At 43.7% G+C, this 12745-nt stretch carries 11 protein-coding genes; 1 reads left to right on the plus strand and 10 read right to left on the minus strand.

Annotated elements, in window-relative coordinates; translation table 11 throughout:
• Positions 1–327: 327 nt before the first annotated feature.
• Positions 328–816 carry a DUF2798 domain-containing protein gene (locus FGQ85_RS13840; RefSeq protein WP_138373724.1) on the plus strand — a complete coding sequence of 163 codons (489 nt, stop codon included), beginning with the start codon at positions 328–330 and terminating at the stop codon, positions 814–816.
• A 73-nt stretch (positions 817–889) separates the two neighbouring features.
• Here the strand turns inward: FGQ85_RS13840 and FGQ85_RS13845 are convergent, their stop codons facing one another.
• The 10 genes from FGQ85_RS13845 to FGQ85_RS13890 all read right to left on the minus strand — a co-directional run bounded on the left by FGQ85_RS13845 (position 890) and on the right by FGQ85_RS13890 (position 11704).
• A complete protein-coding gene (locus FGQ85_RS13845; RefSeq protein ID WP_138373725.1) occupies positions 890–2020 on the minus strand; it encodes a toxic anion resistance protein in 1131 nt (376 codons plus the stop codon).
• Positions 2017–3240 (minus strand): 5-bromo-4-chloroindolyl phosphate hydrolysis family protein, encoded by a 1224-nt coding sequence (locus FGQ85_RS13850; RefSeq protein WP_087169707.1) that lies wholly within the window; start codon positions 3238–3240, stop codon positions 2017–2019. The genes FGQ85_RS13845 and FGQ85_RS13850 overlap by 4 nt, the downstream gene beginning before the upstream one ends.
• 638 nt (positions 3241–3878) lie before the next feature.
• On the minus strand, positions 3879–4895 hold the full coding sequence (locus FGQ85_RS13855) for a hypothetical protein (protein ID WP_138373726.1): 1017 nt from the start codon (positions 4893–4895) through the stop codon (positions 3879–3881).
• 56 nt (positions 4896–4951) lie between these two features.
• Positions 4952–5209: a helix-turn-helix transcriptional regulator gene (locus tag FGQ85_RS13860; protein ID WP_138373727.1), complete on the minus strand. Its 258-nt coding sequence runs from the start codon at positions 5207–5209 to the stop codon at positions 4952–4954.
• Positions 5210–5220: 11 nt separating this feature from the next.
• Complete coding sequence (locus FGQ85_RS13865; RefSeq protein WP_138373728.1) at positions 5221–5712, minus strand: hypothetical protein; 492 nt, start codon at positions 5710–5712, stop codon at positions 5221–5223.
• A 223-nt stretch (positions 5713–5935) separates the two neighbouring features.
• Complete coding sequence (locus tag FGQ85_RS13870; RefSeq protein ID WP_138373729.1) at positions 5936–8431, minus strand: ABC transporter permease; 2496 nt, start codon at positions 8429–8431, stop codon at positions 5936–5938.
• Positions 8421–9116, minus strand: coding sequence for an ABC transporter ATP-binding protein (locus FGQ85_RS13875; RefSeq protein WP_138373730.1), 696 nt, complete (start codon positions 9114–9116; stop codon positions 8421–8423). Before FGQ85_RS13875 ends, FGQ85_RS13870 begins: the two co-directional genes overlap by 11 nt.
• Positions 9117–9190: 74 nt before the next feature.
• A complete protein-coding gene (locus FGQ85_RS13880) occupies positions 9191–10156 on the minus strand; it encodes a HAMP domain-containing sensor histidine kinase (RefSeq protein ID WP_138373731.1) in 966 nt (321 codons plus the stop codon).
• Positions 10141–10812, minus strand: a complete 672-nt coding sequence (locus FGQ85_RS13885; protein WP_138373732.1) for a response regulator transcription factor — start codon at positions 10810–10812, stop codon at positions 10141–10143. Before FGQ85_RS13885 ends, FGQ85_RS13880 begins: the two co-directional genes overlap by 16 nt.
• A 97-nt stretch (positions 10813–10909) precedes the next feature.
• Positions 10910–11704 carry a hypothetical protein gene (locus tag FGQ85_RS13890; protein ID WP_138373733.1) on the minus strand — a complete coding sequence of 265 codons (795 nt, stop codon included), beginning with the start codon at positions 11702–11704 and terminating at the stop codon, positions 10910–10912.
• Between the last annotated feature and the right edge of the window lie 1041 nt (positions 11705–12745).

The raw sequence follows: 12745 nt of genomic DNA on the forward strand, positions 1-12745 counted from the left end.
ATGTTTTGTGCTGACAGTTATCAGCGGAACGTGTTATATATTATCATCCAGGCTTATAAATGTCAACAACTTTTTTTATCTTTTTTTCTTTTTTATTTCATCACATGTTTTCTACTGTTTTTATGAGAAAAATTTCTGTTTGAATTTTAAATATAAATTTGCTATAATCATCAGCGTACGGATCGACGTACAAATAAATCTTATAGTTACCTAAACAAGGAAAGGGCTTTAATCAGCCAAAATAGAAATAAGTCTTCCAGGCGTAGTCTATTGTGCATTCAGTGGATTAACGCCTTTTTCATTGAAATGAATTAAGGAGGACTGATTATGCCAAAAACAAAATTTCAAGAAGTAATCTATGGACTGCTGATGACCTTTTTCATGGTTGCAGCAATGGAACTCTATAATACCGGCCTGCGTATGCGCGGACTGACAAATGCCGGTATTCTCTATGCCTTTCGTGAGATGGTCATTATTTACCCGATCTGCTTTGTGACGGGCTTCTTCTTTATCGACCGGATTGCGCCAAAGATTGCGTTCCGTCTTGTAACCCCGGGCGAAGATAAACCGATTTTCGTCACGCTTGCCAGAGCGAGCGTCACCGTCGCTTTCATGTGCCCGATCATGAGCTTCTGGGCCACTGTGATTTTTAAACATCCCGGTGTTGAATTTATTCCGGTATGGCTTCAGACATTTGTCTGCAATTTCCCGATGGCCTTTTTCTGGCAGATTTTCTTCTGCGGCCCGCTTGTGCGCTTTATTTTCCGCATGATTTTCGAAAGAAAGAGTCGTACCGAAGTCTGTACAGCCGAGTAATACGGTCAGCAGTCTTTCGCTTTCACACAAAAAGCGTCCGCACTTTTATTCGTACGGACGCCTTTTTTATTTATTATCTGATCTGAAGAAGCTTGTCCTTTAATTCCTGCTCCATCTTACGCAGTTCTACTTCTGCCTCCTGACGCTTTCTACGCCCGTCTTCCTGAATCTGCATTACTTCATCCAGAGTAGAAATGAGTGATTCATTGGTCGCTTTGAGCGTTTCCATATCTACAATGCCTCTTTCGGATTCCTTTGCGGTTTCTACCGTTGCCATCTTCAGAGTCTCTGCATTTTTCCTTAACAGCTCATTCGTCATATCTGTCACTTCACGCTGTGCTTCTGCTGCCTGTCTGGAATGTGCAACACCAAGGGCAAGTACCATCTGACTCTTCCAGAGCGGAATGGTATTGACAATCGTGGACTGGATTTTTTCTGCCATGATTGTATCATTATTCTGCACCAGACGAATCTGCGGCGCAGTCTGGATGGATACCATCCTTGTCAGCTCCAGATCGTGAATCTTTTTCTCAAATCTCAGACACATGGATTCCAGATCTCTGGCCGACTGCGCATCTTCAGCAAGACCGCTTCTCTGCGCTTTCAGTTTCATTTCTGCAAGATCTTTCTCCCTTACGTCTTTGAGTTTCTTTTTTCCGGCCATGATATACATGGTCAATTCTTTAAAATAGGTCAGATTTAATTCATACATCTTGTCCAGCAGGGCAATATCTTTCATAAGCTGAACCTGATGCCCTTCCAGTACTTTGCAAATCTGATTGACATTCGTCTCTGCACTTGCATATTTTGATTTCAGATTCTGCAGTTTATTTGCCTGCTTTTTGAAAATGCCGAAAAATCCCTTTTCTTCCTCGTCATCAAAATTTTTCAGCTCCTGTACAACGCCGCTCAAAAGATCTCCCACTTCGCCAAGATCTTTCGTCCGCACATTATCAAGCGCCGTCTCCGAAAAATCGGCCATCTTTTTCTGTGTTCCGGCTCCATACTGGAGAATCATGGTCGAATTCGTCAGATCGATCTGGTTTGCAAACTGCTCTGCCATTTTCCGCTCTTCGTCTGTCAATACGTTTTCATCCATAACCGGCTCTTCTTTTTCCTCCGGTTTGATCTCCTGTTTCATATCTTGAAACGGATCCAGGGTCAATACCGGACCTGTCTGTAAATCTTTTAAATCCTGACTCATGATTTCCCTCCTGTTTTAAAATCGTCTTCTGTAAGTCCTTCCTGTGCCAGCATCATTTTCAGCACAGTAATATCTGATGAAACATCCCAGGCTGTTTCCTGAAACAGGTCATCCAGAAGCTTCTCAAATGCGATATTCAGCGTATCAAGTGTATCTTCGATTTCTTTTTTAGAATTCAGAATATTTTCACCCTGTACCGGCTGGTGATCCAGCTCCTCATATGCTTCCAGCAGTTTCACCGCCGTCGGGAGATAATATTCCATCAGCTTTTCAATGTCATCCACCGCATCCGGGTCCTGCTCCACTCTTTCAAAGATCCGCTTTGTCAGCTCTTCCATCCTTGAAATCTTTTCGGATACAACTTCTCCCGGTATCGCATCATTACACTCTTTCAGCTTCCGGATATAGTTCTGCCCGGTCTCGATTACGGTACGGATCTGAGGATCCATCTGCTGCCTCTTTCTGGCACGCTCCTCCTCCCTTGTTTTCGCTTCCCATGCCTTTTTCTTTTTCTCTTCTTCTTCGTTCTTTCGGGCTTCCTGCTGCTTTTGCATCAGCTCCCGATACGCGTCATAAGCATCGTTGCTTGTAATCAGGCATGTATTTGTATCATCCAGGTGTCCCTGTAAAAACCAGCGCTTTTCGATCATCCATTCCAGATCTTTTAAAACGGTTTTCTCCTTTTTCCTTGTCCGTCTGGCCAGTTCGCTTACATTACAGTATTCTTTTCCCTGCAGTTCAGAGAGATAACTCTGAAAACGCCTTACACGCCCAAGCTTCTTCAGCCCGGCCGCCCCGATTCCTCCAAAAATCACTGTAAATATCAGAAGCGTAACAAACCCAAACGTAAGGCCTGCATTTTGCTCCAGCAAAAGCATAGTCAGACCGGTGAAAATGAACCCAAGCAAAAACACTGCTCCAATTCCAAGTCCTGTAATGGAAAGTGCCATGCCGGCTGCTTTCTTACCTCCGGTTCCGGCGTACAGTACCGGCCGCTTCAGCTTGCTTAAGTCTACTTTTGCCCAGTCTTTTTTTGTGCTTTGCTCTCCGCCTGCACTCTGTCTGGCGCTCCCTGAATTTTTCCTGAAGCTTCCCGCCGCACTGTTAATCGTATCGGTAATCGTCTGATTCAGACTTCTGAAATCCATCGAATCTACGGCATCCTGAACAGTTCTCCTGATGTCTTCTCCGAATCTTTCCCAATCCCAGTAATTTCTCATTTCTGCATCCTTTCTTCCGTTTTTAAAACGGATCCATGCAATTATTATACTTTATCACTTTTAACACTTCAAGAGATTCCACCATGCCTGAGTAAATTTTCATACCTTCTCTGTCATCCATTCACCCCCACCGGACAGGCACAAATTTCCAACAAAAAAAGAAGCGGTTTGACGCTTCCACTCCTCTGATACCACGTGTAAAGACGGATACCAATACTTTAAATATCAGCACCCGTCTTTACTTTGATTCTTCAATCATTCGTTTACCTCTTTCTTCCGGATTTCATTTTGGTAAATAAGTTTACGTTTTTGGTGGTCTGTACCTCTCTTTCATAAACTTGATGTCCCGATACTCAGCGCCTGTATTTTTCTCGGAACGTCCAACACCTGTGTTGAAAGGAAATAACAACTGAATGTTTACGGCTCGCGTCCGTCTTACAATTCTGGTCTGTTATTTTATGGTTATATAATAGCACCATAATTTCGTTTTGTCAATATATTTATCTATATTTTCTTCATTAATTTATTATTTCCTTTTGCAATATTTATTTTCAGAATATTTTGTCTTTTTCGGATTGTCCTTTCACAATCTCAGAGATTCAGAAAAGACAGGGCATAAAACCCTGTCTCATTCATCCTTATCGCATCCGTTCTCCCATACCATTCATAAAGTCTTCAATGACCGGAAGCCGCTTCACCCGTCTCAACTTGATATCAGTAATCTCACAAAGCTCTTCGAGCGCCGCCTCTACAATGATATTGCTGACACGGATCTCTCTCGGTGCGCCAAACTGTCCGATAAACTCGATCAGGCTGTTTGCCAGTGATTCCAGCTGATCCTCCTCCGGCCCGAGAATCTGCGCTTTCATAATCAGCTCTGTCCTGGCCTCCGCTATCACAACCATTCTCATACTTCCCGGACGGTCGTAGCTTTTGTCATTGATTTTTGCGGCCTGATATGCCACATCCATCTCAAGAACGTAACGATTATTTGGTACATTTTTTAACGTCTCTATGATTTCTGCATCATTCAGCTTCAGACTCCGGTAATTAAAGGAGACAAACGGAAGCTCTTCCGCACCCCAGTAATGATTATCCGTATCCGGATCTATGGAATACACATACATTTCTCCACCCCGGAAATTTACATTTACCTCCTCGCTGCGGTATGTAAGAACCGCCTCTTCCAGAAGCTCCAGATAATAGCACATCCGATGCACTTCGTCCTGATTCAGCTGATATGGATAATAGCCTTCTTTATAGGAACGGAAATAGAGCCACTGATTTTTCCCACGATATTTATATCCTGTATCTTTGATGATTTCTCTCTCTTTTTCCGTCAGCTCTTCTCTGTTTCCCCAATAGCAGGCCAGACTGCTCTGATTTCCCATTACAAACTCCGTTGACAAATTGAGTGCTTCCTGATTCAGCATCATCATAAACGTATTGAGATCCCTGTACCCCTCATATACAACAATCCCATAATATTCTCCGCCTTTTCCAAGAATGCTGACAAAGGCTGCATCCTCCTTTTCTCCTTCTCTCAGGCAAATCAGATCCAGATCCCAAAAGTCCTCCCACGGCTTCAATTCCCTGATTCTGGTCGCCACATCATATAGTTTTTTCCATTCTTCCCTGCCGGCTTCCTTCCTCATGCTTTTCACCTCAATTTCCTTTAGTTTTATACAAAACATTAAATGATAAGTTAATGTTAATCCCTTTTGCCTGTATCGTCAATATCCAGTTTGTCTGCCTCTTCCTCCGTTCTTTTTTGAAACTCCAGAATGTCCCCGGGCTGACAGTCCAGCACTTCACAGATGGCATCCAGAGTCGAAAACCGGATTGCTTTTACTTTCCCAGTTTTTAAATTAGACAGGTTTACTGTAGAGATTCCGACCCGATTGGAAAGTTCATTTAGAGAAATCTTTCTGTCGGCCATCACACGGTCCAGTCTCAATATAATTGCCATGTTTTTCCTCCTTACAAGATTTCATCCAGTTCTTTCTGCATCACAAAACCTGCCATGATGATCCGGCCAAGAACAATTAAGAGCAGCCCCGGCAGAAGGAACATCCCATCAATCAGCACGAAAGATCCGTAGGAACAGATCTCGAACCCGGAACTCTGATATCCTCCCAGTCTTGGGATCACAATAGACGCGATCACGAACAGGAGTCCACTTAACTGAATCCCTTTTGTCAGCGTTGATGAAAACGGCTTTTCATCAATCAAAATCTTAATCAATAAGACAAATGCTATCAGTATAACAAAATAATAAACCTCCCCGGATGCAAAGGATGCGATTTCCTGCTTTCCGATTCCTTTTACAAACAGCATATCTACCGTGTAGTCGATACCGGCTATTGTCATTGCCCCGGTTAGAAAAATGGCAACTCCGATCCAAATCCGGATTCGTTTCAGAAAATCCTGTTTTTTCTTTGGCTGTGTATCCAGTTCAAAATCATTTTTCATAGTAGTTCCCTCCTATCTTCCCTGTTCTTTCCTGCTTCTATTATACACCTGCTTCCAGAATTTCGAAACAGAATTTAATGATAATCATTAAATTTTATTCGTTTTCCATATAATATCTCATATGCAATCGAAGAAATTGAAGAAATTGGGAAAAGCGAAAGGACAGACAGAGAGGGACATCATGAGTCTTTGACTCCCGCTGTCCCTCTTGTGCATCTCCTTATTATTCAAATCCCCGAATTCGTTCTATCAGGGAATGTTGTTTTACCATTTTCTTCCACGCAATAAAAGGTGCTGTCATACAAATCAGAAATACGACTGCAATTCCGCATACGAGCGGTAAAACCGGTACGGCGAATGGAGCGCCGCGGTAATTCATGGACTGGAAGATTCCATAGGTTACTGCAAGTCCGGCAGTCATGGTAATCAGAAGGGATCCTGCTGCGTAAAACAATCCTTCCAGAAGCAGCATCCATTTCATCTGCCGGTCAGTCATTCCGATGCTTTCCAGCACTGACAGTTCCACCAGCCTGTTCTGCACACTGCTGATCGAGGTATTGATATAATTCATAATACCGATCAGTGCCAGAATAAACACAAGCCCGGTTCCTACCAGCATCATATTTCCCTGTGCCTCCCGGATCGTTTCCATCAGATCAATTTTGGATTCCATCGATAAATCTCTGTATCCGGAAAGCTCTTCCAGTTCACCAAGAATCCTGTCTTCTGTCTCCTGATCATATGTTTCCTCATAATAGATCCCCATCTTAAAAAGCATTGGTTCTGCCGCAAATTCTTTGAGCGCCTGTTCTGAGACAATGATGGTCGGCGGATATCCAACCAGCGCCGTATAGTAATTGTCATCCGTCAGGCCTGCAATGGAAAATGTCTTCGTATGTTCCGGATTGGAATACTCTGCGCAGGTCACCTCTTTTCCCTCGACATCCGAACTTGTAAAATCCAGACCGTCCCGATACAGAATGCAGGTATCGCCCCGCATAAATGCTTCTTCATCCACCGGCTCTGCCAACGCCTGATTCAGATTTTCAAATGCTGCCTGATCGATCCCGATCATGGAAGTGCCAAAATTTTCAGGATGTTCCTGATATTCTTTCTTCTCATCCTCATAAGGAATCGTCATCCACATTTCATAAAATTCTTTCATCCACATGTCGGAAAACTCCGGTTCCCATGGCACAATGATCTCCGCAAAAAAGACCGGATGTACATTTTTTACACCTTGTGTCTGCTTCATGTTCTCCAAAGCGGAATCATCCAGAACCGCTTTCCTTTCCTCCTGTGTTTCTTTCCGAATCGTGTCATTTTGTACAACCAGATCCAGATCCATGGAATTGGATGTATATTCTCTTGCTCCCTGACTGGAAAAAAGAGTTGCCAGACACAGAAATATCGAAAGCCCGGATGCAAGAGAAACCATCACAATTCCTGTCTTCTTTTTCTCTTTCGTGATTTGTTTCTTTGCCAGTCTCCACAGCACCTTTCCTCTTCCGGTCTTGCCGGAATAGCTTCTGTTCTTCTGCGGCCGGTAGCCAATCGCTTCCAGCGGAGAACATCCTGCCGCGATCTTTGCCGGTTTCCTTCCCGCCGCCATTACCGTTATCCCCACAATCAGAATGGTAAGCGCAAAAATCAGCGGATGAAAGGAAATCTGTACCTGTCCTGCCTGCCCGGTCCGGATTCCCAGCGACTCTACCACAAAAGGGATCAGGAAAAAGGATACTGCACACGCGAGAAGGATTCCGCATGCAGCTCCGCCCCCTCCGATTACCGCCATCTGCCGGTAAATCATGCTGTAAATCTGACGTTCTGTCATTCCAATCGTCTGAAGAAGTCCGTAATACCTTGTATTTCCTGCCACTGACAGATACATGATATTATAAATCAGAAGATAGGCACACAGACAGATCATGGCAGCCAGTCCCATCATGCCCGTCACAATAGAGATCGAAAAGCTCATATCCTCTGAAAAGAACATTCTCTGCTGCTTTCCAAGATTCATATCCTCAATCAGAGCATTCTGCTCTTTTTCCGTCATCAGTTTCTGCCGGATATCCATATAAAACCGGCCGGAGGCAACATCCGAAACCTGATAGCCGGACGCTTCATAAAAACTTTGTGAGACATAAAATACCTTTTTCTCCCCGTAGCCGCTCCATTTTCCGGAAATACGGAACTCTTTTTCAAACGATCCTTTTGGCGTTCCGACCGTCATTCGAAATGTATCACCGATATCGAGATTGCCATAGCCACATTCTTCCAGTGCCTTCTCCGTCACCATGATTTCATTTTCCTGTTTCGGATACTCTCCCTCTACAGACGTCCGGGCCGGTTTCATCATGGTGTCCCAGAACGTCGGATCCGCCCACATCAGTCCGACGTTTGGGGTATTGTCCTTGTCTGTCGCCTCTACATATCCCGACACCGCGCAGATTCCGGTCCGTAGAATATCTTCGTTTTCGTCGCAGAATTCTTGCTGCTCTTCCGTCACTCCATACATAATCGCATCAAACTCAGCTCCGTTCATTCGGATATTCTGGATCCTCTGCATTTTAAAATAAGTCACTCCGACTGTCAGCACGCTGAAAAGAAGAAAGGCGGACAATAAAACAGCGAAAAACATTGTAAGCGTTTTTCTTTTGTTTTTTACGAGCGCACTTTTTGCCAGTCTGGAAATGATCTGCCTATTATTATTTTTCATCGTGAAAGCCCCTTTCTTTCACGATTTTTCCATCTTCGATATGGACAATCCGGTCCGCCATCTGGGCAATGTCCATATCGTGGGTAATCAAAATCACGGTCTGCCGGAACTGTCTTGCAGCCACTTTCAGAAGCCCCAGCACGTCATGGCCGGATGCGCTGTCCAGATTTCCGGTCGGTTCATCGGCAAGAAGAATCCGCGGTTTTGATGCAAGCGCCCGCGCAATGGCGACTCTTTGCTGCTGGCCGCCGGACAGATTGCTCGGAAGTGCTTCTTTCTTTTCCTGAAGCTTGAGAAGATCCAACATCTCTTCCATAAATCTTTTGTCCACCGGGCGCCCGTCCAGTTCAATCGGCAGTACAATATTTTCGTATACATTCAAGTCCTGCACCAGATTATAATTCTGAAAAACAAATCCGACCTTTCTGCGCCGGAATACCGTCAACTGTTCCTTATTCATTCCGGCCAGATTTTTCCCGTCTATGCAGACGCTTCCTTCCGTAGGAGTGTCCAATCCGCCCAGCATGTGAAGAAGTGTGCTTTTCCCGCTGCCCGATTTCCCGACAATCGCCACAAATTCCTGCTCTTTTACTGTAAAATCCACACCGTCCAGCGCCTTAACAATATGTTCCCCCAGCCTGTAATACTTTTTCAAACCTTTTGCTTCTACCATCCATTGATTCATAGATACCCTCCTCACTTTCTGCTGTCATTTTTATCTACAATTAAAGGATATCTGTCAAAAATCACAAACCTGTCTCATTCCGCAATATTCTCGGTTTTGTGATTTTCCACATTCTGCTCCGGACTTTCCGGAAGATAAAGGCAGAAAACAGATCCCTCGCCTTCTTGGGATCGGACTTCGATGTATCCGTTCTGAAGTTCCAGAATCTTTCTTATGAGATAGAGGCCGATTCCGATTCCAGGCTCTTCGTGCACCTCCGGTTCCCGGTAAAAGCGTTTAAAAATCTCCGCCTGTCGTTCCAGTGCAATGCCTTTTCCATTATCCTGAATACTGATTTTTGTAAAAATCTCCTGTCTGGTCACACTGATATGAATCTCCCCGCCTCGCTGCGTATATTTCACAGCATTATCCAGGACATTAAATATCGCTTCTTCCGTCCATTTACTATCATGAAGAAGCCACAGTCTGTCCGGGCACTCTACATAAAGCGCGATCTGTTTTCCCGCAGCCGCCGGCACAATCTCTTCAATCGCCTTCCGGATTGTAGTGCACAAATCAGAAGTTTTCATCTGCACCTGAATCAGCCCCGTCTCCAGCCGGGACATTTTCACCATGCTTTGGAGAAGAAATTCCAGCTTATCCGCCTGCTTGTCCAAGCTGTTCAGGAATTCTTCCTGACGGTCCGGCTGCGTCTCTTCCCGCAGAAGCGAAAGGTATGCCTTCATATTAGAAAGCGGGGTTCGCGTCTGATGGGAAATATCGGAAATCAGGCTTTTCAGTTCTTCCCTGCTTGCCCGGTTTTCTTCCTCTTTCTGCTTCCAGATCCGTCCAATCTGGTTCATTCTGACACTGCATTTTCCAAACAAGGTATCTTCCACTTCTTCTGTCGTATCCGGCTCTCTCCCCGACAGAAGCGCATCCATATTTCGTTCCAGCTTCCCTTCAAAAGTCAGTACATCCTTTTTTAATTTGATATATTTAAGCCCAAGAACAAGCACTGCCGCTGTCATCAGGCCTGCCAGTATTATGCTCCAATCCATTGATATCCCATCCCGTATACGTTTGAAATATATTTGTGCTCTTCATCCTCGATTTTCCCTCGCAGCCTGTTGATATTGACCGCCAGCGCATGCTTATCGACAAACTGATTTCCACTGTCCCACAATCGTTCCAGCAGCACATCATAGGTGAGCAGTTGCTTTCTGTTCATCAAAAACTGGCGCAGAAGCCGGAATTCTGTCGGTGTAAGAAGACATTCTTCCTCTCCCGCAAAGACTTTTGCACCATCGATATCCACTTTCAGCCATCCATCATCGTACTCTTTCGAATCATCCGGAATCATATGTTTCAGGATAATACTGATTTTTTTCAAAAGAATTTTCATGGAAAACGGCTTCGTCACATAATCCACGGCTCCCATGTCATATCCGGCCAGAGCGTCCTCCTCCAGATCTCTGGCAGTCAGAAACATCACCGGAGTTTTTTTCTCGTGGTTTACCCAGTCGCAGAAAGAAAATCCGTTCCCGTCCGGCAGATTGACATCCAGAATGATCAGCTGGAGTTCTTCCTTCCGGCAGATCTCTTTGGCACTTTCCACGGATGACGCTGAAAAAACGCGATATCCCTCTTTTTCCAACACCAGGCAGATGGCATGATTCAAATCAAAATCATCTTCTACAATCAATAATGTCTGCATCCTTTTCCCTCCCATCTTTCTTGTTCCATCGTATCATATTTTGGTAGTTTTGGCTTTCTTCAAGGGAAAAATCACAGGATTGTGATTGTTTTATAGTTTAGATGAGATATCTGGCGACGAGCTCTTCGATTCGTTTTGTATTCAGAACTGTTTTCCCTGTCTCAAATGTGAGGATCAGTCTTTCGCCCGGGTAAATGTCATTTTCTTCGTATGCGTTGATTTTTCTGACCGCATTTTCAGCGTATTCCGGGCTGTCCATTTTCCCATCATGCTCCCAGTAAATTTCCTTTCCGGTCTTTTTAGACAGGAATGTAAAATCGGGATAAACAGTGCCAAAACCATTGAGATAGAGCGGACACTCATATTTATACGGAATTCCTTTTCTGTAGAAATAATCGGCCAGAATCTTCTCTGATTTCGACCGCACCCTCTCCCCTTTGTCAGTCATGATTACAGGTGTACCCTCACGGAATTCTTTCCGCTTATATTCTCCGGATTCCCATTCTTGTATCTGCTGATCCCATGATGGCTCCACCGGACAAATCAATTTTCTTCTTTCAGGATGTTCCTTCATGAATAGGTTTTCTATTTCATCATCCTCATAATCTTTTGTGATCCTTTTTAGCTGGCCCAGTCTCTTCTCGGCAAGTTTCAACACTTTTTCATCATATGCTTTCTGAGCAAGTTTTTGCGGCAGTTCCTCATCGGCTTTCGGAATATATGCTCCATTTCTCTTTTCTCCCGGCATGCAGTGATAATATTGAATCCACCCACTGCTTTTAGACAGGCGTAAGGATCCCGGCGGAGCATCTTTTACTTGTTTCCTCGTTTTGGAAAGAATCTTTTCTAATCTGTCCTGTTCCTTCAGCAGCATTTCTTTGATACCTGTCATATCATTTCCCCTTCCATTTCTGCATAGTATCGTTTGAATCACGACAATGCTGTCTTATTTTAGAAACCGTACGGTTAATACAAACTTTTTTGCTGAACTAGCTGTAGTCCAAATCGCGCCATACGGTTGTAATTTCATTTTTGTCAAATACAACTGTAGCTTTTTGTTATGTCATACGGTTGAAAAACTAGTTTCCTAAAATTGTAACCGCAGTTTTTCATGATACTGTACGGATGTAACTTATTTTCCTGGAAATATAACCGTACTTTTTCTCTGCTTACTACGGTTGCAATTTCATTTTTCTTTAAAATAACCGATGCATGCTCTAAATCATACGGTTAAAAATAGATATTTATCTCATGGAGCCGAATTCGTTTCCGATTGCCACGGACAAGATAAAAAATTTCATATATATAACCGTACAAGCAGTTTCATTTGGAATTGTTTTGGCTGATTTTTGCCTTTGAATATGTTCGAATACTAAGATTTGCTTTGTGATTTGTTTTAGAAAAATCCCGGAAGCCGAGACTTCCGGGATAAAAATTCTTCTGATATTCTTCGTAAACGTGAAATTAACGTTTTGAGAACCGAAAATGGCGGAAATACGGGGATTCAGCTGGGATTTGTTGCAGACGCGTTACAAACCGTAGAAGGCTGAACACGACTGAATACATCTCTCTTATTATCCTCAAGCACTTTATCACTTGCTATTTTATTGTAATATACTTCTGTTTACTACTGTTTGGCTTGTCCTCATTATCTGGTACATTTTCATCCCCGACTGGTGCATTTTCATCCTGAACTGGTACATTTTCATTGCCAACTGGTGCATACACCTTTGTCTCTAACAAGCTTTCAACTGTCTGCTTCGGCGGCAAGTGTCCCCGAGACAATATTTCAATTCTGCCCCGGAATCCCGTAAACATCGGCGCATTTCCATCCATTAATTATGCACAAATGCACTTATTATACCACATTCACTCTGGTCCTATGTCAAAATTTAGAACCAAGAGGGACCTTTCTAATCGGATTAAATGTGTT

It is taken from the genome of Pseudoflavonifractor sp. BSD2780061688st1 E11 (assembly GCF_005844125.1).
GTDB lineage: Bacteria > Bacillota > Clostridia > Lachnospirales > Lachnospiraceae > Sellimonas > Sellimonas catena.